Origin of the sequence: Testudinibacter aquarius (assembly GCF_004342725.1) — a bacterium.
Classification (GTDB): domain Bacteria; phylum Pseudomonadota; class Gammaproteobacteria; order Enterobacterales; family Pasteurellaceae; genus Chelonobacter; species Chelonobacter aquarius.
The window spans coordinates 60,164-80,248 of the sequence record NZ_SMCP01000003.1 but is presented as its reverse complement, the minus strand read 5'-3'; the positions used below and the strand labels follow the sequence as shown (position 1 = coordinate 80,248).

Genomic DNA, 20,085 nt, shown 5'->3' with positions numbered 1-20,085 from the left:
ATGATGAATACACAAATTATTTCCCAACAAATTGAGCAGTTGCGTCAACAACTTCGTTATCATGAATACCAATACCATGTGTTGGATCAACCTCAAATTCCCGATGCGGAATATGATCGTCTGCTGAACCAACTCAAACAGCTGGAAGCAGAGCACCCACAACTGATTAGCCCCGACTCACCGACGCAACGGGTTGGGGCGAAACCACTGGTCGGTTTTCGGCAGATTACCCACGAGCTGCCGATGTTATCATTGGATAATGCCTTTTCTGATCAAGATTTTTATGCCTTCGAGCGGCGAATCCAAGAGCGGTTAGGCCGCGTGGAAGAACTGACGTTTTGTTGCGAACCGAAACTGGACGGGTTGGCAGTCAGTATTTTGTATCTTAACGGCGTGCTAAGCCAAGCGGCGACACGTGGTGACGGCACCACCGGTGAAGATATTACCAGCAATATTCGAACCATTCGCAATATTCCGCTGCAACTGTTGAGCGACACCCCGCCAGCTCGTTTGGAAGTGCGTGGCGAAGTGTTTATGCCACATCAGGCTTTCGAACAACTGAACCAAGATGCGTTGCAACACGGGCAAAAAACCTTTGCCAATCCGCGTAATGCGGCAGCGGGATCGCTGCGTCAGCTGGATCCGAAAATCACCCGCCAGCGCCATTTGAGCTTAAATGCCTACAGCATTGGGATTTCCGAAGGGGTTGAGTTGCCAGCCACTCACTATGCACGGCTGCAATGGCTGAAATCGCTGGGGATTCCGATCAACAACGAAATCCGCTTATGCCAAGGTAGTGCTGAAGTGTTGAAATACTACCAAGATATTGCGGCCAAGCGCGATCAATTGGGCTATGACATTGATGGCACGGTGCTCAAAGTCAATGCGATTGCGCTGCAAGAACAGCTGGGCTTTGTCGCCAAAGCGCCACGTTGGGCAATCGCCTATAAATTTCCGGCACAGGAGCAGCTTACGCTATTAAAAGATGTCGAATTTCAGGTCGGCCGCACCGGGGCGATCACCCCGGTGGCGAAGTTGGAACCGGTGTTTGTTGCCGGAGTAACCGTCAGCAATGCTACTTTGCACAACGGCGATGAGATTGAACGGCTTGGCGTGGCGATTGGCGATACCGTGATTATTCGCCGTGCCGGTGATGTGATTCCGCAGATTATCGGGATTATCGAAGATCGCCGTCCGGCAGATGCCAAACCGATCATATTTCCGCAGCATTGCCCGGTGTGCGGCTCAGCGATTGTGCGAATTGACGGCGAAGCGGTTGCCCGCTGTACCGGCGGACTGTTTTGCGATGCCCAACGCAAAGAGGCGCTGAAACATTTTGTATCACGCAAGGCGATGGATATTGATGGTGTGGGCGATAAATTGATTGAACAGTTGGTCGAGCGGGAGTTGATCCACACCCCAGCGGATCTATTCCGTTTGGATAAAATCACCTTAATGCGCTTGGAGCGAATGGGTGATAAATCAGCACAAAATGCGTTGAATAGCTTAGAAAAAGCCAAAAAAACCACACTTGCGCGGTTTATCTTCTCGCTTGGCATCCGCGATGTCGGCGAAGCCACCGCACAAAATTTGGCGAACCATTTTAAAACCCTTGAAGCCATTCGTGCCGCCGATCAAGAGCAGTTAAAACAGGTGCAGGACATCGGCGAAGTGGTTGCAATGCGGGTCTATCTGTTTTGGCAGGAAGAACACAACCGCAGTGTGGTGGAAGATCTGCTAGCGCAGGGTGTTCACTGGGAGGCGGTAGAAGAAAAAGAGATTAGCGATAATCCGCTCAAAGGCAAAAATGTGGTGCTGACCGGCACGCTGACTCAAATGTCACGTGATCAAGCCAAAGCCTACCTACAACAGCTCGGCTGCAAAGTCAGCGGCAGTGTTTCCGCCAAAACCGACTATCTGATCGCCGGTGAAAAAGCCGGTTCTAAACTCAGCAAGGCACAAGAATTGGGAATTTCGGTGCTGTCTGAAGCCGAATTTTTGGCGTTGGTTGCCGAAAACTAACTTTATTTCTCTCCTCCTCCGATCCCCCTATTTGCTACTAGGGGGATAGAATTCTGTGCTTGATCACATTTTCATCGCTGTAACATAGGAATTGCAATCGCTATGTAATAATATATATAACAAAAAGGAAGAGCGATGAAATATCCAAATACGATCCATGACATCGATTTTGCCGAGTTGTATCGTCAGCATTTGCGACAAGCAACCCGAGCCCCGAAAAGTGCACAGGACTGGGATCAAAAAGCGGAAAAAATGCGGCAAGCGGCTGTCGATTTGCAAGACGACTATGTTACTGCCTTTTTAGCCAAAATGGCGTTGCAAGCCGGAGATTCGGTATTAGATGTCGGCTGTGGCGGTGGTGCTATCGGTTTATCGCTCGCCAAACAGGTCAAGCAGGTTTATGCACTCGATTTCAGTCCGAAAATGCTGGAAGTGGTGCAGCAACGGGCTGCGGTGTTAAAGGTGAATAACATCACACCGCTCTTAAAATCGTGGGATGACGACTGGCGTGATGTGCCACTGTGTGATATTTGTGTTTCCTCCCGTTCGTCAATGGTGAATGATTTAGAAGCGGCGCTCAACAAATTGAACCAAAAAGCTAAAAGAGCGGTTTATATGACCATGACGGTGGATAAAAATTTTGTGGCTCAAGAGATTCTGCAAGCCATCGGTAGGGACGGTGTTGGGTTTCCTGGCTATATTTATGCACTGAATATCTTATATCAACAAGGTTATCAGGTCAGCGTTGATTTTATCCACTCGACATTTGGCATGAATCACGTCAGTGAATGGGATAAAGCGGCGCTGATCCGCTCGGTGCAGTGGTCAATCGGGCGTTTGAGTGAGCACGAGATCACTAAGCTGGAGGCTTATTATCACCAGCACCAAACGCAATTGTCGTCTTATCCGTCACAAAAACTCTGGGCGCTGCTTTCGTGGCGAAAATAATGTGAATAGGCAATGCGATTACCCCACCAAAATCTGGTTCAACGGCACGTCCCAATGTTCGATTGGTAGCTGTTCGACTTGTTGACATTGGTGTGCCAAGCCGACAGTGATAGTATTTCTCCGTTGCAGATGTTGCAAAGTGCGGTCGTAGAAGCCGCCTCCCATGCCGAGCCGGTTGCCTTGTCGGTCGAAGGCCACCAACGGTGTGAAGATGATCTCCAATTCATTTTTTGTAACCAGTCGGGTCAGATCCAATTCAGGTTCTGGAATCGCAAACTGATTGGGCTGTAACAGGCTGTGGCGATCATAACGAAAAAACAGTAAATGTCCCGCCGTAAACGGATGCAAACGTGGCAGACAGACGGTTTTTCCCGCTTGCCATAGTTTTTCGATCAAAAGTGCGGTTGAGATCTCGCCGTTAAACGCTAAGTAGAGCGCAACGGTTTTGGCGTTGCGTTGGGCAATTAACGCGAGCGCTTGTCGGCAAATATTTTCAGCTGCTTGTTGCTGTTGCTCTGCACTAAGCTGTTGGCGTTTGGCACGCATTTGACACCGAATTTGCTGGCGTTGCTGGGTGATATTGCGCGTTGGTTTTGTTGCTAGGCAAGAATCGGTCATAATCGTGACACTTGAATTGCTTCACAGAAGTTTGGATTGGGTCCCGAGGTGCCGTTGCGAATAATCGGTCCTTGAACCCTACGGTTCAAGGGAGCCAGTCATACCGTTTTCAGGCTTCTCGGTCGAACCGAGCTTGCACACCGACAGTGAGGGACCGACTCAATAAAAGTTAAGTATCGGCTCAGGGACTTAATCCGCTGACGCACACCCCAGGAAATTTGTTCTTTAAATACTAGCCTACTTTATCGAAAAGTGCCAGTGTTACAATGTGATAATGTGCCCATCCGCACATTTTTACGACTATTTGTTTACTATTTGCATATCTGCACCAACTTCCGCCAGTGCACTGCTCAACGAGGCATCCAATTGTTGAATGCGGTGCAGCATCGAATCTTGTTGTTGATTTTTGCGTTTCTCTTGTTGCAATTCAAAGGTTAAATTCAGTGCAACAATGGATAGCACCCGATCCATTTGCAACATGCCGCTGCGTTCTTTCAACTCTCCGACACGCTGCTCCAGTTGCAATGCCGCTTCGCGCAGCGCCGATTGTTGCTCTTCCGGACAATGTAATCGTAAAACCTGACCAAAAATACGTAATTCGATATTTTCAGACATTTGCTAACCCCATGGACTGGCTTAATAAAAAGTAGCGATTATTATGCCATATTCTGCTGTTTTAACCATAGCGAAAGATGAATTTCAGGATTGTTTTGTTGGTTGTCATCGGCTTTGAGTGATAAAATAAAAGTCAACTTATCAGGAAGAAAAATATGACGACAACAACCTTAGACTATCGACAATTCAATCAGTTACTGAAAACGCATCAAATTGGTTTAAATGCTGCCGAATTACACGGCTTCCTCAGCGGACTGCTGTGTGGCGGCGGGCAAAAAGCTAATTGGAAATCCTTAACCTATCAATTCACCAACGAGGGACACGCCTATCCCACCGATGTAATGCAAAAAGTCGAGCAGTTGTATCAAGAGATTGATGACAGCCTGAGTGATGAAGAGCATTTTAGTTTTGAAATTTGGCTGGACGAAAGCAACCAATTCAACCGTGCTGACTCGCTTTCTGACTGGACCAACCACTTTTTATTGGGGCTTGGCTTGGCAAGACCACAATTGGAGCAAGACGATGACGAAGTGCAAGAAGCGGTTGCTGATTTGAACGATATTGCACGTTTGGGCTATGAAGAGGGCGACGATGCCGAAGAGTTGGATGTGGCATTGACCGAAATCAGTGAATATCTGCAAACCATTGCGATGTTTTTCTACAGCAGTTTCAACCAAAAAATGCCGGTTGATACACGAGTGCTTCATTAAGCATAATTATTAACTCAAAGTGCGGTAACCATTATGGATTTAACCTATTTAGCGGCGTTGCCGACAGCCGAATTTCAGCAACGGCGTCAACGTTTATGTGAACAATTGCCGGATGACAGTGCTCTGTTGATTTTCTCTGCGCAGGAGCAAACCCGCAATGCCGACAGCACCTATCCGTTTCGGCAAGACAGCTATTTTTGGTATTTAACCGGCTTTAACGAACCGGATTCAGCGTTGCTGCTGTTAAAACGTGGTGCTAAATATCAAAGTGCGGTTTTCCTGCGTCCGTCCGATCCGTTGCTGGAAACTTGGAACGGGCGGCGTTTGGGCGTCGAAAAAGCGTCGGACAGTTTAAAATTGGATGTGGCTTATTCAATTGCAGATATTAATTTGGAATTGCCTAAATTACTCAATGGCATAACCGTACTGTATCAAGCGGAAGATCAGCAAGCGTGGGGCGATAAAATTGTCAGCGACAGCTTGCGTTATGCGCGCCAACAGCAACGACAAGGTTTCAGTGCACCGACACAGCGGATCGACTGGCGACCGTTATTAGATGAAATGCGACTGTTTAAATCGGAACACGAAGTGGCATTGTTGCAGCAGGCAGGGCAAATCTCTGCGTTGGCGCATTTGCGAGCGATGCGGCAAACCCGTCCGAACCGCTATGAATATGAGATCGAAAGCGAAATTTTGCACGAATTCAACCGCCATGGTGCACGGTTTGCTTCTTATAACAGCATTGTCGCCGGGGGTGAAAATGCCTGTATTTTACACTACACCGAAAATGATCAGCTGTTGCAAGACGGCGATTTGGTGCTGATTGATGCCGGCTGCGAATTTGCGATGTATGCCGGCGACATCACCCGCACTTTTCCGGTCAACGGGCAGTTCAGTCCGGCGCAAAGAGCGGTGTATGAACTGGTGTTAAAGGCAGAAAAACGTGCGCTTGAGCTGTTGGTGCCGGGGGCGAGCATTTATCAAGTCAATCAGGAAGTGCTGAAAATCAAAGTTGCCGGTCTGGTTGAATTGGGGATTTTGCAGGGGGAAGTGGAGCAGCTGATTGCAGATAAAGCCTATTTACCGTTTTACATGCACGGCTTAGGGCATTGGCTCGGTTTGGATGTGCATGATGTCGGGCATTATGGCGAAAATCGCAACCGCACTTTGGAAGTTGGTATGGTGTTGACCGTGGAGCCGGGGCTGTATTTAAGCAAAAATAGCGATATTCCTGAGCAATATCAAGGCATCGGCGTGCGAATTGAGGATAATATCCTGATTACTGAATACGGCAATAAAGTGCTGACGGCGGCGGTGCCGAAAGAGATTGATGAAATCGAAATCCTGATGCAGCAAAAATAGCGCCGCAAAAATAATACAGAAAACAGAGCGAGGAGAACGGCAATGGAAAAATCCTATGATCTAGTGATTGTCGGTGGCGCCATGAGCGGCTGTTGTCTGGCGTTGGCGCTGGCACAGCATCTGCCGGAGTTACGCATTGCCGTCCTTGAGAAAAATGCTAAAACAAAACCGCAGCCACGGCAAAAGTGCGGTTTTGATGCACGCAGTATTGCGTTGTCGCAGGGTTCTTGCCAAAAATTGCAGCAGATAGCGTTTAATGCCAAGCAAAGTTTGTGGCAGAAAATAGCACCGTTGACGGAGGCAATCACCCAGATTCATGTTAGTGATCGTGGGCATTCCGGGATTGTTGAACTGTCGTCGCAAGCTTTGCAGCTCAGCCGCTTGGGGGCGGTGGTCGAGTTGGCAGCAATGGGCAAAGTCTTGTTGGAGGCGATTGCTCACTACCCGAATATTGATTATCTATCCCCCGTGACCATTACCGAGTTGCAGCGCAGTGCGGATGCTGTTCACCTGCAATTAAGTGATCAATCCCAGTTGCAGACCGCACTTTTGGTCTGTGCCGATGGCAACCATTCCACGATAGCACAGCAATGCGGCATCCATTATCAAACCTTGAACGACTATCAACAAAGTGCGGTGATCGCCAATGTTAAAGCTGGGCTGGCGCACGATGGACGGGCTTTTGAACGCTTTACCGCACAGGGGCCTTTGGCGCTGCTGCCTTTACAGCAAGATTGGTTATCGTTGGTGTGGTGTGTACGCAATCCTGAAGCTCTGCAGGCGTTAGATGACGCAGACTTTTTAGCACAACTGCAACAGCAATTTGGTTGGCGACTTGGCAAATTTGAGCAGGTCGGTAAACGGAGTGCGTATCCGCTGAAATTACAAAAAGCCGAGCGTCAAATTCACCACCGCTTGGCTCTAGTCGGCAATGCGGCACAAACCTTGCACCCGATTGCCGGACAAGGCTTCAATTTAGGGCTGCGTGATGTGACTTGTCTGGCGGCGATCTTGGTGCAAGCGGTGCAACAGGGGCAAGACTTGGGGGCAAGTGCGGTGTTGCAGCGCTATCGACAGCAGCGGCAAGCGGATCAGGCTCGGATGATCAACCTGACCGACAGCTTGGTTAACACCTTCGCCAATGATTTGCTGCCACTGCAAATTGCGCGCAATGCGGGTTTGTTGGCGCTGTCTGCCTTTGCGCCATTGCAACAACAGTTTATCAAACCGACTTTAGGCTGGGTATAACAGACGGAATATCAACATGAAAAATGCAGATGTAGTGATTATTGGCGGTGGTATGGTTGGTTTGGCGTTGGCTGCTGCGTTGGAAAACAGTGCTTGCCAAATTGTGATTGTCGAAGCGTTTGCGCCGGATCCAAACAGCTTGTCGAATCTCAGCAACCGCGTCAGTGCGCTGAATCTTGCCAGCCAAAAAATGCTGCATCAGCTTGGCGTGTGGCAGGAATTGAGACAGGGGCGTTGTTGTGCTTATTCGCAAATGGAGGTGTGGGAAAAAGACAGTTTTGCCAACATTTATTTTGATGCGGCTTCACTGGGGTTGGATCAACTGGGTTATATTGTTGAGAACCAACTGATTCGTCACCATTTATGGCAAAAAGTCATCAGCCAAAACAATGTGGAAATGCTTTACGGCAAGCCGAAAAGCCTGAATTTTAACCAACAGTGTGCTTTGCTCACACTGGAAGACGGCACTATGTTGACCGGAAAACTGCTGGTGGGTGCCGATGGCGCCAATTCATGGCTGCGACAACAAGCGGATATACCCTTGAATTTTCGTGATTACGGACACAGTGCGTTAGTCTGTAATGTAGAAACTGCCGAACCGCACTTGCACACAGCACGGCAAATTTTCAGTCAGGATTCAATTTTGGCATTTTTGCCGTTGCAGCAACCGCACTTGTGTTCGATTGTCTGGTCACAACCGCCGGAAGCGGCAGAACAGCATTTGAACATGGACGATCAAGCGTTTAATAAAGCGCTGAATATCGCTTTTGATAACCGCTTGGGCTTGTGCAACGTGGTCGGCAAGCGCCAAGCGATTGCGCTCACTGCGCGTTATGCCCGAGATTTTGTTAAACCCCGAATTGCACTGGTTGGCGATGCGGCACATACCATTCACCCACTGGCAGGATTGGGGGTGAACCTCGGTTTTATGGATGCGATAGCGTTGGCACAAGAGATTGAGAAAAATCTACAGCAACATCTCGATATTGGCGAACTGCGTTATTTGCGCCACTACGAACGCTGGCGTAAAAGCGAAGCAGTAAAAATGCTGGTCGCAATGCAGGGTTTTAAATCCTTGTTTAATGACCCGAATCCGCTGAAAAAACTGCTACGCGGTGTTGGTATGACCTTGACCGATAAACTGCCGATCGTCAAAGATCAACTCATGGCACAAGCGCTGGGACTCAATGGCGATCTGCCACAAAAAATCAAACAGATGCCGAATGATGAATTAATCTTCTCTTGAATGGAGATATAATGCCTGTAATACTACGCTTTAAAGGATATAAATTTTTCTTTTATTCTAACGAAGGAAATCCTAGAGAACCTGCACATATTCATGTTAGAAATGCAGAAGCCGAAGCTAAATTTTGGTTGGCACCACAAATATCTTTGGCACAAAATGATGGATTTAACGCAAAAGAATTAAGAGAACTATTAGATTTTATCCACGAACATTCAAGAATATTATTGGAGGCTTGGAATGACTATTTCAGCTAAGAATGTGAGATTTGATGAACATACTATGTGGGTTGAGTTGAATGATGCGCGTACTATAGGTGTGCCGTTAGCGTGGTTTCCAAAACTTTTACAAGCCAGTCAAGAAGAATTGAGCTGCTATGAACTTAGTCGTAGGGGAATACACTGGGAGCGGCTTAACGAAGATATTTCGGTTGAAGGATTACTTGCTGGACGTGGGGACCTCACTTATAAATATAACCATACCGCCTAGCGAATTAATCTTATTTCTTACATAACAAAAGAGCGGTTTTCCTCTCCAGAAAACCGCTCTTTTGTATTAGAGAATATATTAAAACTTATTTGTTCGTTCACCCTCATCCATTTGAGTGAGCATGTAAAACAGAGTGTCAAAATGTGAGTCTTTTCTACCGTCTAAAAAATCGCTCTTTCCTAATTGATAACCAACAATAATCACAGTTTCCTGTTGTTTCACAAAATAAATCGTGTTTTGTTGTGTTTTTGCTCGAATAAAAATTTTATAACTTGTGAAACCGATTCCGCTTTTAATCTGATTAAATAGCGGGCTATTGAGCTTTTCGATTATTGCTAAGCGGCTTGGTTCGGTGAAGACTTCATAAAAAATTGTTCGGGTGAATTTATTCGAAAAACCGATTTTTATCATGCTAAATCACCATCACGATAACCCATCATTTCGATCAATTCTTGTTTTGTTTTGGCTTGGCGATAATTTTTTATTTCTTCCGCCTCAACATATTCTGTTAAGTGCGGTTTGGTCGCAAAGAATGTGAGGCTTTGCTGAATTTGTTGTTGCTCTTCTTTATTGCAAGTGTAGGCGGAAAGTGCTTCTTCTTGTAGCTGCGCTGCTTTTTCCAAAATCAGGTTCTTGATAAACTGTTTCATGGAAATATCTTGTTTGAATGCAAAATCTTTCACAAGACGGAATGTTTCCAGATCTAAAGAAACATTGAGTTGCTTGTTTTTTTCATTGTGATTAGCCAAATTGTCCCGATGCAATTCCATCTTAATATCCTCTTAATAAGGAGCCTATAATAATAGGTTCTTATTTTAGCGCAAAGTGAGCGGTAAAAATAGTTTAAAATATAGACAAAGAGCGGTTTTCCTTTCCAGAAAACCGCTCTTTGTATTAGATTCAAATTTAGTCGGATATTAAATAATTGCGTAAGCCAGGGTATAACCGACAAAACAGGCAGTGATGACGCCAATTAAACCCGGCACCATGAAACTGTGGTTGAAGTAGTATTTACCGATTTTGGTGGTGCCGGTGACGTCAAAGTTGACGGTAGCAATGTCTGACGGATAGTTCGGGATAAAGAAGTAACCGTAAGTTGCCGGCAGCAAACCAATTAACAGTGGCGCAGGCAAACCGATTGCCAAACCGACCGGCAACATCATGCGTCCGGTTGCGGCTTGGCTGTTGATCACCACAGAAACCGCAAACAGCGCAAACGCAAAGCTCCATGGATAGGATTGTACCATCTCGGTGACACCGGCTTTAAACGACGGCATGGCATATTGGAAATAGGTGTCGCTCATCCAGGCAATACCAAAAATCGCAATCATTGCCACCATGCCGGATTTAAACACCACGCCATTCGGCACTGTTTGCGGATTGGTTTTGGTCGCAACCAAAATAATTCCGCCAAAGGCAAGCATCATCATTTGAATAATAATGCCCATGGAAATCGCTTTGTTTTCACCTATGGTTCTGACCTCAGGGAAAATCGCCACAATCACAATAATCACCAACGCTAAGATAAACAGCAGTACCGCATTGCGCGCTGAGCTTGGCAGTGCTTCGTTCAGGGTAGTGCTGGTGGTGTTGGCAATTCGGTCTTTCCAGATTGGGTCTTGCAGACGGCGTTGATATTCCGGATCGTCTTTCAACTCTTTACCACGGCGCAAGCTGTACAACGACATCATAATTACCCCGGCTAAAGTAGCAGGAATGGTAACGGCAACAATGCTCAGTAAGGTAACGTGTTCATAACCCGGCAATTCGACGATTTGGGTCAGGTAGTAAACCACGGCGGCGGAAATCGGACTACCGGTAATCCCCAGTTGAGAGGAGACAGAGGCGGCCGCCATCGGGCGTTCCGGACGGATACCGTTTTTCAGTGCAACATCACCGATAATCGGCATAATAGTGTAAACCGCATGCCCGGTACCCAACATCAACGTCATAATATAGGTGACTAAAGGGCCTAAAATGGTGACCATTTTCGGGTTGCGGCGCAAAATCCGTTCAGCGATTTGCAGCATATATTTCAAACCACCGGCGGCTTCGAGAATCGAAGCACAGGTGACGACCGCGATAATAATCAACATGACATCAATCGGCGGCGAAGACGGCGGCATGCGTAGCACAAACACTTCAATTAGCAAGCCGATTCCGGAAACCACGCCTAAACCGACCCCGCCAAAACGGCTGCCGATATACAGCATGATTAAAAGAAATAAAAACTCTAAATACAGCATATTAATTCCTTGCATAAAATTAGTCATAAAACGGCGTTATGATACGAAATTTATATCAGTAAACAAGCAGCAAATATGCAAGAATTGATTTATCTCACTAATAATAGTTATTGGCTACATTTTTGTTGCAGAAATATTTAAGTAATGTAACATTTGTGTAACTTTTCACTATTTTTACGGAGATAAAAATAGCGTAAAGCCTTTTTATTTTTTGATTTAAGTTTTAATCAAATTATTAAACATATCAGTTAAACGTTCATCAGCCTTTTTCAGTTTTTCTTGAGTATGATACAACCATGTTTCATGTAGACCTAGCTGCTCTGTGGCTTTGTTTAAAATTCGCTGCACTTCTGCCGGATTAGTTCCGCCCAATGCCAGATGGTTGTTAATCATATTGCTTGGTTCCAAATGGCTAAAGAAAGTCTCTTTCGACAGAGGAAAAGTGATTTTGTTTGGCATGGTTTCGGTGATAACTGTATCAAATATTTCTACTACTTTATCAAATGGTAGTTGCGCCGGAGGCAATTTATGTAACCGCCCGTATTGGGCTAATTTTGAAGCAAATTGATGGGCAATTGTGAACGGTATTCCTGCTTGGCGCTGAAGCACATTTGCCAGTTCGGTGGTAGTCGAATAGTCAGCATTGACTTGTTCCAGTGCCGCTTCTTTATCAATTTTCAAGCCTTCCAACACCGCATTGACGGTTTTCAGCATGGTGCAAGCCCGTTCTAGCGTTTCTGAAACATCGAGATTTTTGTAGTCGGTTAAGCCAGAATTGACGTTGTGGGCGGAGATACTGGCTTTGAAGGCATCGCCAGTGACTTGACTTGCCAGCAAACGTGCTTTATCCAAGGATGACGGGTTGCGTTTTTGCGGCATCAAACGCATTTTCAACATAGCCTTCAAATCCTAAAAAATCGGCTAACGCAGCCCGATTGATCGGGAAGCTGGATGTTGCCAGTGCTGCTGCTCCAAGCGGACATTTCTTCAAGCGGACGAAATAAGCAGAGAATCGTTGGGTGGTGCGTGCTAAGGTGGCTTCGTAGCCTAAAAGCAAATGTCCGAGCGTGACCGGTTGTGCTTGCACACCATAGGTATAAGAAGGAACAATGCTATCGAGGTTATCATGGGCAAGGTTTAAAAGGCGTTTTCGAGTTTCTAGCGATAAATAATATAAATAAAGGAGACGATCGCGGACTAATAATCGATGTAGTGTAGCTTGTATATCTTGCCAGCTACGTCCAACATGAATCATTGAACCTTCCGAACCAGTGAGTTCCAATAACATCGGCTGTATTTCGTAGTAATCGTGTGGGCGCTTTGACCCCGCTGCGAGTTGTTGTAGTGCTAGTGCAACTTTTTGTGCAACAGCTTGGGTGACGATACCTTCTTGGAAGGTCATTAAGGTTGATGCTTTTTCAATCTGATTGATCCAATAAAAAGAATCATGATTAAACATATTCGGTACTCCTTTTTCATGCAACAGGCGATAAAATAGATATAACAAATATTAACAAATATTATAATATACCTTTGCTTGGAAAATACTACCGATAATATCGTTTGTGATGAAATATTTGACAGAATAACGTTGAATACCGCACTTTTAATATAAAATATAAAAAATATCAACAGGCTCTAATAAAAAAGCGGAAATAATCAATATATTTCCGCTTGTTACTTTATTTTTACGGGAAGGCTGAATTAAATAATATCCAACAACTCTACTTCAAAAATTAGGGTGCTGAACGGTGGAATCGAAGCGCCGGCGCCACGTTCGCCGTAGGCGAGGTGGTGAGGAATGGTCAGGCGCCATTTTGAACCGACCGGCATCATCGAAAGGGCTTCAATCCAGCCGCTGATTACACCGTTGACCGGGAATTCTGCCGGTTGCCCACGTTGTACTGAGCTGTCAAAAACCGTGCCGTCAATCAAGCTGCCGGTGTAATGCACCCGCACTTGATCTTGGCGGCTTGGCACAGCGCCGTTGCCGGCGACCAATACTTCATATTGCAAGCCGCTCTCGGTTTCTTTTACGCCATCGGCTTTTTTGTTTTCGGCTAAGAAGTCTTTGCCCGCTTGTTCCACCTCTTTGAATTGCGCTTGTTGTAATTCAGCGGCTTGTTGCTGCATTTGTTGCAAGGCTTGGCTGACAGCTTGCAGATCAACCGCAGGTGCGTTTTGTTGAATGGCGTCGTAAATCCCTTTTGCCACTGCAGCCACATCAATATTCAACTGGCTTTGCAGCAGTTGTTGCCCCATTTGCAGACCAATACCGTAGCTGCCTTGTTGCTCTGTTGAATCTAAGGTGACGTTTGCGAAAAATTGTGCGCTCATAAATATCCTTATTGTTTATAAAAGAAAGTCGTAAAAATTAAAATTAAGCTGCTGAATCTTGCATAGCCGCTGAAACGGTCATTGCTTGCCCCATGTTGACCGCACTTGTTGCTTTTAGTGTCGGCAAAAACTCAATTTTATCCGCTTGGAATAAATTGATGACGGTCGAGCCAAGACGAAATGCGCCCATTTCTTCGCCTTTTTTCAGTTGCACGGCTGAAGCGCCATCTTGTGGATACTCCCATTGCTGCACCTTGCCGCTGCGTGGCGGATTGATGACGCCTGCCCAGACCGTGCTGATGCTGGCGGTGATGGTGGCACCAACCAGAATCTGCACCATTGCGCCGAACGGTGTATCAAAATAGCAGATCACCCGCTCGTTGCGCGCGAACAGATTGGGAATGTGTTGGGCTAAAAACGGATTAACCGAAAACAGATCGCCGGGCACATACACCATTTTGCGTAATACGCCGTCGCACGGCATATGCACACGGTGATAATCACGTGGTGATAAATAAGTGGTGACGAATTTGCCGTTTTCAAATGCTTCGGCTGATTTTTTATCATCTGCTAACAGATCCGATAAGCTGAAAAAATGTCCTTTTGCCTGAAACAGCTGTCCGTTGATAATGTTGCCCAGCTCGCTGATACAGCCGTCTGCCGGAAAGCAGACCGCACTTTGATCGGCATTAATCGGGCGTGCATCGGCTTTTAACGGACGGATAAAAAATTCATTAAACGACGCATATTGGTTTGCTTCGCTTTTTTCCGCCTCTTGTAGGTTGATTTTGTATTTGGCGCTAAAGGCTTTGATTGCCAGATGAGTGACTGCGCCCCACTGTTTTTCGGCGAACCAGCCGGCCAGGCGGGTTAGTGCCAACTGCGGCACCATATATTGAAAGGCGATTTTCAGCTGTTGCCAATAACTATTTTTGCTTTGTTGCGTCATATTTCCGAGCTCTTCTCTTGGTTATTTAAATGATAAAGTGCGATTATAACAATTTTCGGCAGTGCTGTAAGGTGAGATTTCCGACGCGGGCAAAGTGCGGTCTGAACGTTGTAAAAAAAGTTGCTAAAAAAGTATAATTCCTTTTGACTATTCTTGTCCGTGCAGTTAATATGCACGCCCTATGCAAAAGGTTAAACTTCCCCTGACTGTCGATCCGATAAAAGACGCTCAACGCCGTTTGGATTATGTGGGTTATTACTCGCCTAACCAATTAGAGCGCTTGGCAACGTCAGTCAGTCGCGTGCTGAATGAGGCACAAGTTACATTGTCGTTTTCAATAGATCCACAACGATTGGTCGTGATCAAAGGTCAGGCTAAAATCGATGTGGAGCTGGTTTGTCAACGTTGTGATAAGCCTTTTACTGTGACATTGGAATGCAGTTTTTGTTATAGTCCGGTGTCCAATATGGATCAAGCAGATGTGTTGCCGGAAATTTATGAGCCAATTGAATTTAATGAATTTGGTGAAATAGATTTGCGTGATGTGGTGGAAGACGAGTTGATGCTTGCTCTGCCGTTAGTACCGATGCACGATCCTGAACACTGTGAAGTGTCCGTGGCTGAACAGGTTTTTGGCAAATTGCCTGCTGAAGCAGAAAAACCAAACCCGTTCGCTGTATTAGCTAATTTAAAGCGAAAATAATTTAGGAGTATAGCCGATGGCTGTTCAACAAAATAAAAAATCTCGTTCACGTCGTGACATGCGTCGTTCACACGATGCTTTGACAACTGCTGCTGTTTCTGTCGATAAAGTAACCGGCGAAACCCATTTGCGTCACCATGTAACCGCAGACGGTTACTACCGTGGTCGTAAAGTTATCAACAAGTAATTTCGATTACTCTTGATTCTTTAAGGTAAGCAGTTGAATCGTCTAACCCTGGCGTTAGATGTAATGGGCGGGGACTTTGGTCCCCGTATTACTATCCCGGCAAGCCTGCAAGCGTTGGAACAAGATCCAATGCTACATCTGGTTTTATTTGGCGATAGTCAGGCTATTTCTCCCTATCTCGCAAATATTCCCCACCATCTCCGCCAACGAATCAATTTGCAGCATTGTGACCGTGTGGTTAAAAACCAGCAGGGGCTTTCCTATGCTTTGCGCCATAGCAAAGGCAGTTCAATGCGTTTAGCGATTGAAGCGGTGCGTGATGGTGCGGCGCAGGGCTGTGTCAGTGGTGGTGATACGGCAGTGTTGATGGGCTTGTCAAAAGTGTTGTTGCAGCCGTTGGCGGGGATTCAACGACCGGCCTTGGTGTCGAATATTCCGACTATAGACGGTAAACAGAGTGTTATGCTGGATTTAGGGGCGAATATCGATTGCTCTGCCGAGACGTTGGTGCAATTTGCCCAAATGGGCGCGATTTTTGCCGAAAATAACTTTGATTTGGTCTATCCGCGCGTGGCGTTGCTGAATATCGGTATTGAAGAATTAAAAGGGCTGAAAAATATCCGTGACGCCAGTCAGCTGTTGCAGCAGCAAACCGATTTGAACTATATTGGATACATTGAAGGCAATTATTTACTGAACGGATACGCAGATGTGATTGTCTGTGACGGGTTTGCCGGAAATATCGCCTTGAAAACGCTGGAAGGCACGGCGAAAAATATTTTTAGTCTGTTGAAAGGCACCAAGAAACAGCCGCCGTCGTTGATCAAAAAACTGCTTATCCGTATCGGCAAATATGCCTTAAGAAAATATTTTGTTCAATTGAAACAGTTTAATCCCGATCAATACAATGGCGCCTCTCTGTTAGGATTGACTTCTGTGGTGGTTAAAAGCCACGGCAGTGCCAATCAAGCCGCTTTTTTGTATGCAATACAGCAAGCGGCATGGCAAGTGCGGTCAGAAATTCCGAATAAAATTTTGATCGGCTTGGAAAAAAATTAAGCCGGTGTCGTTATTGAACCGCACTTTGTTGAAAATTCATCATTGATGATTCACACATAATGAGATGATTATGTTTAGTAAAATTTTAGCTACCGGCAGTTATTTACCGGAACAGATCAGAACCAATGCCGACTTAGAGAAAATGGTCGATACGTCTGATGAGTGGATTAGCGTACGCACCGGCATCAAACAACGGCGTATTGCCCGTGCTGATGAAACCGTGGCGACAATGGGAACTGAAGCGGCCAAACAATGTTTGGCGATGGCAGGAAACCTCGATGTCAATGAGATTGATTTGGTATTGGTTGCCACCACCAGCTCTTCGCACGCTTTCCCAAGTTCAGCCTGCTTGATTCAAAAAGCACTGGGTATTGAAGATGCTATTGCTTTTGATATTGCAGCGGCGTGCTCGGGTTTTGTGTATGCGTTGAGTGTGGCTGATCAATTTATCCGCACTGGACAGGTGAAAAAAGCCTTAGTCGTTGGTGCGGATCTGTTTTCTCGCAGTTTGGACGAACAAGATCGCGGCACCGTGATTTTGTTTGGTGATGGCGCAGGCGCAGTGATTCTGGAGGCCAGTGAAGAACCGGGTATTCTTTCCAGCCATTTGCACTCTGATCCGACCCAAGGTGAAGTGTTGGTATTGGAAAATGCCAAACGCAGCCGTGATGAGGCTTCTCCGGCATATCTAACCATGCAGGGCAATGAAACCTTCAAAATCGCTGTGCGCCAACTGGCGAATGTGGTAGAAGAAACCTTAGCTGCCAATAATTTGGATAAAAAAGACATTGATTGGCTGGTGCCACACCAAGCCAATTTACGCATTATCAGTGCTACCGCCAAAAAATTAGAGATGGATATGTCGCAAGTGGTGGTGACGCTTGACCGTCACGGCAACACTTCCGCCGGCAGCATCCCTAGCGCACTGGATGAAGCAGTGCGTGATGGTCGTATTCAGCGCGGACAACTGATTTTGATGGAAGCGTTTGGTGGTGGCTTGACATGGGGCTCAGTATTAGCACGTTTTTAAGCCCTATATTTAGTGTAATACGTTGCAGTGGTAAGTAGTAATCAGCAGTGGCAAACAGAGGATTTAATATGAAAAAATTTGCTATGGTTTTTCCGGGACAAGGCTCACAAGCTATTGGTATGTTAGCCGATTTGGCTACCCGCTTCCCGATTGTGGAACAGACGTTTAAACAGGCTTCCGATGCACTCGGTTATGATTTATGGAATTTGGTACAAAACGGTGAAGCAGAGGAGCTGAATCAAACTTGGCGTACCCAGCCGGCACTGTTGGCGGCGTCTGTTGCGATTTACCGTGTATGGCAGCAGCAATATCCGGCATTAAAACCAGAGGTGATGGCAGGACATAGTTTGGGCGAATTTTCTGCCTTGGTCTGTGCCGGGGTTTTGGATTTTGAAGAAGCCGTGAAATTGGTCGAACTGCGTGGTCGCTTAATGCAAAAAGCGGTTCCGGCAGGGACTGGCGCAATGTATGCGATTATCGGTTTGGACAATCAAGCGATTATTGATGCTTGCCAGCAAGCTGCTGAAGATGAAGTGGTGGCAGCGGTGAACTTCAATTCGCCGGGTCAAGTGGTGATTGCCGGGAATAAAAGTGCGGTTGAACGAGCTGCGGCATGTTGTAAAGAAGCCGGCGCTAAACGGGCATTACCACTGGCGGTCAGTGTGCCGTCACATTGTGCGTTGATGAAACCGGCAGCCGATCAGTTGGCGGTCGCTTTGGAGTCAGTGACTTTCAAACAACCGACAGTCGCAGTGATCAATAATGTTGATGTGAAACAGGAAAAAGCCGCCGACGAGATTCGTAGCGCATTGGTGCGCCAGCTGTATAATCCGGTTCGTTGGACGGAAAGCGTGGAAAAAATGGCGACTGCCGGAGTGAAAATACTGTTTGAAATCGGACCGAATAAAGTATTAACCGGACTCACCAAGCGTATCAACAAAGAGCTGGATGCCCATGCGGTCAATGATAATGCCTCGTTAAGTGCGGTGGCGGAACTTATTCAAGACTAATCAGACGAGTGAAAAAAGGAGAGCGTATGCAAGGTAAAATAGCATTAGTAACCGGTGCCAGCCGTGGTATCGGCAGAGCCATAGCAGAGGAATTAGCGGCAAAAGGTGCCACCGTGATTGGCACTGCAACCAGTGAAAGCGGAGCGGAAGCTATTTCGGCTTATTTGGGTGAGAGTGGCAAAGGCCTAGTGTTAAACGTCAGTGATGTAGCGTCTATTGAGCAGACATTGGCGCAGATTAAAGGTGAATTTGGCGAGATTGATATTCTGGTCAATAATGCCGGCATTACCCGCGATAATCTGTTGATGCGCATGAAAGACAATGAATGGAGCGATATTATTGAGACTAATCTGACTTCGATTTTCCATCTGTCAAAAGCGATGTTGCGCAGCATGATGAAAAAGCGTTATGGACGGATTATCAATATCGGTTCTGTGGTCGGTTCTTCCGGCAATCCGGGACAAAGCAACTATTGTGCGGCTAAAGCCGGGGTAATCGGTTTTTCTAAAGCATTGGCACAGGAAGTGGCTTCGCGTGGTATCACGGTTAATGTGGTGGCACCGGGCTTTATTGCGACCGATATGACCCATGCGTTAACCGATGAGCAAAAACAAGGTATTTTGTCGAATGTGCCTGCTGGACGATTGGGCGAGGCAAAAGATATTGCCAAAGCCGTTGCCTTTTTAGCATCTGATGATGCGGGGTATATCACGGGCACGACTTTACATGTTAACGGCGGACTCTACATGAGTTAATCCGTATGGAGCTGTTTGTCCCAATTGTCGATGTAAGCAAAATCAGACAAATTGAGATAAAAGCATGACAAGCCTATTCGGTAATGTTAGAATCTGCGATGGTATACAATCTTGGTTATAGACTTTTCCAAGAAACAAGAATATAGCCAAATTTTGTCATAGTATGTGTCGTTTGAGCCGTTATTTTTCAGTGGATTACTATCTCAGATAAATAATTGCAGCCGTTTAAACGGTCCATACCATATTCACCTTCTCGCTGTGGCGAAATTTAAAATATAGGAAATTTAAAAAATGAGTATTGAAGAACGCGTAAAAAAAATCATTGTTGAACAATTAGGCGTTAAAGAAGACGAAGTGAAATCTGAAGCTTCATTTGTTGAAGATTTGGGCGCTGACTCTTTAGATACAGTTGAATTGGTAATGGCTTTGGAAGAAGAATTCGATATCGAAATTCCTGATGAAGAAGCTGAAAAAATCACAACTGTTCAGTCTGCAATTGATTACGTTCAAAATAATCAATAATCTTCTGGATTTAGGCGGTTATAAGACCGCCT

At 46.0% G+C, this 20,085-nt stretch carries 24 protein-coding genes and 1 other RNA gene; 15 read left to right on the top strand and 10 right to left on the bottom strand.

Going from position 1 to position 20,085, the window contains the following annotated elements:
- The first annotated feature begins 3 nt into the window (after positions 1 to 3).
- Together ligA and EDC16_RS03890 are read left to right on the top strand one after the other, a co-directional pair.
- Positions 4 to 2,022 carry an NAD-dependent DNA ligase LigA gene (gene ligA / locus EDC16_RS03895; RefSeq protein WP_132965979.1) on the top strand — a complete coding sequence of 673 codons (2,019 nt, stop codon included), beginning with the start codon at positions 4 to 6 and terminating at the stop codon, positions 2,020 to 2,022.
- Positions 2,023 to 2,157: 135 nt separating this feature from the next.
- Positions 2,158 to 2,970: a class I SAM-dependent methyltransferase gene (locus EDC16_RS03890; RefSeq protein WP_132965610.1), complete on the top strand. Its 813-nt coding sequence runs from the start codon at positions 2,158 to 2,160 to the stop codon at positions 2,968 to 2,970.
- 18 nt (positions 2,971 to 2,988) lie between these two features.
- Here the strand turns inward: EDC16_RS03890 and EDC16_RS03885 are convergent, their stop codons facing one another.
- The 3 genes from EDC16_RS03885 to EDC16_RS03875 form a co-directional block, all read right to left on the bottom strand.
- Positions 2,989 to 3,588, bottom strand: coding sequence for a 5-formyltetrahydrofolate cyclo-ligase (locus EDC16_RS03885; protein WP_132965609.1), 600 nt, complete (start codon positions 3,586 to 3,588; stop codon positions 2,989 to 2,991).
- A gap of 36 nt (positions 3,589 to 3,624) precedes the next feature.
- Positions 3,625 to 3,807, bottom strand: a non-coding RNA gene (gene ssrS, locus EDC16_RS03880) — 6S RNA.
- 81 nt (positions 3,808 to 3,888) lie between these two features.
- Entirely contained in the window at positions 3,889 to 4,203 is a 315-nt protein-coding gene (locus tag EDC16_RS03875) for a cell division protein ZapA (RefSeq protein WP_132965606.1), read from the bottom strand.
- A 155-nt stretch (positions 4,204 to 4,358) separates the two neighbouring features.
- On the opposite strand from EDC16_RS03875, the gene EDC16_RS03870 reads away from it, so the two are divergent.
- From EDC16_RS03870 to EDC16_RS03845, 6 genes are read left to right on the top strand one after another with little or no spacing between them, the layout of a single operon-like run.
- On the top strand, positions 4,359 to 4,913 hold the full coding sequence (locus tag EDC16_RS03870; RefSeq protein WP_132965604.1) for a UPF0149 family protein: 555 nt from the start codon (positions 4,359 to 4,361) through the stop codon (positions 4,911 to 4,913).
- Between the two features lie 33 nt (positions 4,914 to 4,946).
- A complete protein-coding gene (pepP, locus tag EDC16_RS03865; protein ID WP_132965602.1) occupies positions 4,947 to 6,275 on the top strand; it encodes a Xaa-Pro aminopeptidase in 1,329 nt (442 codons plus the stop codon).
- A gap of 42 nt (positions 6,276 to 6,317) precedes the next feature.
- Positions 6,318 to 7,523, top strand: a complete 1,206-nt coding sequence (gene ubiH / locus EDC16_RS03860; RefSeq protein ID WP_132965600.1) for a 2-octaprenyl-6-methoxyphenyl hydroxylase — start codon at positions 6,318 to 6,320, stop codon at positions 7,521 to 7,523.
- 16 nt (positions 7,524 to 7,539) lie between these two features.
- Entirely contained in the window at positions 7,540 to 8,769 is a 1,230-nt protein-coding gene (locus EDC16_RS03855) for an FAD-dependent monooxygenase (protein ID WP_132965598.1), read from the top strand.
- A gap of 11 nt (positions 8,770 to 8,780) precedes the next feature.
- Positions 8,781 to 9,023 carry a DUF4160 domain-containing protein gene (locus tag EDC16_RS03850; RefSeq protein ID WP_132965596.1) on the top strand — a complete coding sequence of 81 codons (243 nt, stop codon included), beginning with the start codon at positions 8,781 to 8,783 and terminating at the stop codon, positions 9,021 to 9,023.
- A complete protein-coding gene (locus EDC16_RS03845; RefSeq protein WP_132965594.1) occupies positions 9,007 to 9,255 on the top strand; it encodes a DUF2442 domain-containing protein in 249 nt (82 codons plus the stop codon). The genes EDC16_RS03850 and EDC16_RS03845 overlap by 17 nt, the downstream gene beginning before the upstream one ends.
- 78 nt (positions 9,256 to 9,333) lie before the next feature.
- Here EDC16_RS03845 and EDC16_RS03840 read toward each other — a convergent pair whose 3' ends face one another.
- From EDC16_RS03840 to asd, 7 genes are all read right to left on the bottom strand, one after another.
- Entirely contained in the window at positions 9,334 to 9,666 is a 333-nt protein-coding gene (locus EDC16_RS03840; RefSeq protein ID WP_132965592.1) for a hypothetical protein, read from the bottom strand.
- On the bottom strand, positions 9,663 to 10,025 hold the full coding sequence (locus EDC16_RS03835) for a hypothetical protein (RefSeq protein WP_132965590.1): 363 nt from the start codon (positions 10,023 to 10,025) through the stop codon (positions 9,663 to 9,665). The genes EDC16_RS03840 and EDC16_RS03835 overlap by 4 nt, the downstream gene beginning before the upstream one ends.
- A gap of 147 nt (positions 10,026 to 10,172) precedes the next feature.
- Positions 10,173 to 11,501: an anaerobic C4-dicarboxylate transporter gene (locus EDC16_RS03830; protein WP_132965588.1), complete on the bottom strand. Its 1,329-nt coding sequence runs from the start codon at positions 11,499 to 11,501 to the stop codon at positions 10,173 to 10,175.
- 216 nt (positions 11,502 to 11,717) lie between these two features.
- Positions 11,718 to 12,398, bottom strand: a complete 681-nt coding sequence (locus tag EDC16_RS03825; protein WP_132965586.1) for a lyase family protein — start codon at positions 12,396 to 12,398, stop codon at positions 11,718 to 11,720.
- Positions 12,346 to 12,960 carry a lyase family protein gene (locus EDC16_RS03820; RefSeq protein ID WP_132965584.1) on the bottom strand — a complete coding sequence of 205 codons (615 nt, stop codon included), beginning with the start codon at positions 12,958 to 12,960 and terminating at the stop codon, positions 12,346 to 12,348. The genes EDC16_RS03825 and EDC16_RS03820 overlap by 53 nt, the downstream gene beginning before the upstream one ends.
- Positions 12,961 to 13,205: 245 nt before the next feature.
- Entirely contained in the window at positions 13,206 to 13,838 is a 633-nt protein-coding gene (bamJ, locus tag EDC16_RS03815) for a BamJ family beta-barrel-assembly machinery protein (RefSeq protein WP_132965582.1), read from the bottom strand.
- A gap of 43 nt (positions 13,839 to 13,881) precedes the next feature.
- Entirely contained in the window at positions 13,882 to 14,787 is a 906-nt protein-coding gene (gene asd / locus EDC16_RS03810) for an archaetidylserine decarboxylase (protein ID WP_132965580.1), read from the bottom strand.
- 181 nt (positions 14,788 to 14,968) lie between these two features.
- Between asd and yceD the strand changes: the two genes are divergently transcribed.
- From yceD to acpP, 7 genes are all read left to right on the top strand, one after another.
- A complete protein-coding gene (yceD, locus tag EDC16_RS03805; protein ID WP_132965578.1) occupies positions 14,969 to 15,490 on the top strand; it encodes a 23S rRNA accumulation protein YceD in 522 nt (173 codons plus the stop codon).
- A gap of 16 nt (positions 15,491 to 15,506) precedes the next feature.
- On the top strand, positions 15,507 to 15,677 hold the full coding sequence (rpmF, locus tag EDC16_RS03800; RefSeq protein WP_121124072.1) for a 50S ribosomal protein L32: 171 nt from the start codon (positions 15,507 to 15,509) through the stop codon (positions 15,675 to 15,677).
- 33 nt (positions 15,678 to 15,710) lie between these two features.
- Complete coding sequence (plsX, locus tag EDC16_RS03795; RefSeq protein ID WP_132965576.1) at positions 15,711 to 16,736, top strand: phosphate acyltransferase PlsX; 1,026 nt, start codon at positions 15,711 to 15,713, stop codon at positions 16,734 to 16,736.
- A 70-nt stretch (positions 16,737 to 16,806) separates the two neighbouring features.
- Positions 16,807 to 17,766, top strand: coding sequence for a beta-ketoacyl-ACP synthase III (locus EDC16_RS03790; protein WP_132965574.1), 960 nt, complete (start codon positions 16,807 to 16,809; stop codon positions 17,764 to 17,766).
- 68 nt (positions 17,767 to 17,834) lie between these two features.
- The gene (gene fabD, locus EDC16_RS03785; RefSeq protein WP_132965572.1) at positions 17,835 to 18,776 is read left to right on the top strand and encodes an ACP S-malonyltransferase; all 942 of its coding nucleotides are present in this window, start codon (positions 17,835 to 17,837) and stop codon (positions 18,774 to 18,776) included.
- A gap of 26 nt (positions 18,777 to 18,802) precedes the next feature.
- A complete protein-coding gene (gene fabG, locus EDC16_RS03780; protein ID WP_132965570.1) occupies positions 18,803 to 19,531 on the top strand; it encodes a 3-oxoacyl-ACP reductase FabG in 729 nt (242 codons plus the stop codon).
- 291 nt (positions 19,532 to 19,822) lie between these two features.
- On the top strand, positions 19,823 to 20,053 hold the full coding sequence (acpP, locus tag EDC16_RS03775; RefSeq protein WP_034617387.1) for an acyl carrier protein: 231 nt from the start codon (positions 19,823 to 19,825) through the stop codon (positions 20,051 to 20,053).
- Positions 20,054 to 20,085: the final 32 nt, after the last annotated feature.

What these genes read in the sequence shown, in the direction of transcription:
- ligA (WP_132965979.1), top strand. Translation starts at nt 4, where the DNA reads ATGAATACACAAATTATTTCCCAACAAATTGAGCAGTTGCGTCAACAA.
- EDC16_RS03890 (WP_132965610.1), top strand. Translation starts at nt 2,158, where the DNA reads ATGAAATATCCAAATACGATCCATGACATCGATTTTGCCGAGTTGTAT.
- EDC16_RS03885 (WP_132965609.1), bottom strand. Translation starts at nt 3,588, where the DNA reads ATGACCGATTCTTGCCTAGCAACAAAACCAACGCGCAATATCACCCAG.
- EDC16_RS03875 (WP_132965606.1), bottom strand. Translation starts at nt 4,203, where the DNA reads ATGTCTGAAAATATCGAATTACGTATTTTTGGTCAGGTTTTACGATTA.
- EDC16_RS03870 (WP_132965604.1), top strand. Translation starts at nt 4,359, where the DNA reads ATGACGACAACAACCTTAGACTATCGACAATTCAATCAGTTACTGAAA.
- pepP (WP_132965602.1), top strand. Translation starts at nt 4,947, where the DNA reads ATGGATTTAACCTATTTAGCGGCGTTGCCGACAGCCGAATTTCAGCAA.
- ubiH (WP_132965600.1), top strand. Translation starts at nt 6,318, where the DNA reads ATGGAAAAATCCTATGATCTAGTGATTGTCGGTGGCGCCATGAGCGGC.
- EDC16_RS03855 (WP_132965598.1), top strand. Translation starts at nt 7,540, where the DNA reads ATGAAAAATGCAGATGTAGTGATTATTGGCGGTGGTATGGTTGGTTTG.
- EDC16_RS03850 (WP_132965596.1), top strand. Translation starts at nt 8,781, where the DNA reads ATGCCTGTAATACTACGCTTTAAAGGATATAAATTTTTCTTTTATTCT.
- EDC16_RS03845 (WP_132965594.1), top strand. Translation starts at nt 9,007, where the DNA reads ATGACTATTTCAGCTAAGAATGTGAGATTTGATGAACATACTATGTGG.
- EDC16_RS03840 (WP_132965592.1), bottom strand. Translation starts at nt 9,666, where the DNA reads ATGATAAAAATCGGTTTTTCGAATAAATTCACCCGAACAATTTTTTAT.
- EDC16_RS03835 (WP_132965590.1), bottom strand. Translation starts at nt 10,025, where the DNA reads ATGGAATTGCATCGGGACAATTTGGCTAATCACAATGAAAAAAACAAG.
- EDC16_RS03830 (WP_132965588.1), bottom strand. Translation starts at nt 11,501, where the DNA reads ATGCTGTATTTAGAGTTTTTATTTCTTTTAATCATGCTGTATATCGGC.
- EDC16_RS03825 (WP_132965586.1), bottom strand. Translation starts at nt 12,398, where the DNA reads ATGTTGAAAATGCGTTTGATGCCGCAAAAACGCAACCCGTCATCCTTG.
- EDC16_RS03820 (WP_132965584.1), bottom strand. Translation starts at nt 12,960, where the DNA reads ATGTTTAATCATGATTCTTTTTATTGGATCAATCAGATTGAAAAAGCA.
- bamJ (WP_132965582.1), bottom strand. Translation starts at nt 13,838, where the DNA reads ATGAGCGCACAATTTTTCGCAAACGTCACCTTAGATTCAACAGAGCAA.
- asd (WP_132965580.1), bottom strand. Translation starts at nt 14,787, where the DNA reads ATGACGCAACAAAGCAAAAATAGTTATTGGCAACAGCTGAAAATCGCC.
- yceD (WP_132965578.1), top strand. Translation starts at nt 14,969, where the DNA reads ATGCAAAAGGTTAAACTTCCCCTGACTGTCGATCCGATAAAAGACGCT.
- rpmF (WP_121124072.1), top strand. Translation starts at nt 15,507, where the DNA reads ATGGCTGTTCAACAAAATAAAAAATCTCGTTCACGTCGTGACATGCGT.
- EDC16_RS03790 (WP_132965574.1), top strand. Translation starts at nt 16,807, where the DNA reads ATGTTTAGTAAAATTTTAGCTACCGGCAGTTATTTACCGGAACAGATC.
- fabD (WP_132965572.1), top strand. Translation starts at nt 17,835, where the DNA reads ATGAAAAAATTTGCTATGGTTTTTCCGGGACAAGGCTCACAAGCTATT.
- fabG (WP_132965570.1), top strand. Translation starts at nt 18,803, where the DNA reads ATGCAAGGTAAAATAGCATTAGTAACCGGTGCCAGCCGTGGTATCGGC.
- acpP (WP_034617387.1), top strand. Translation starts at nt 19,823, where the DNA reads ATGAGTATTGAAGAACGCGTAAAAAAAATCATTGTTGAACAATTAGGC.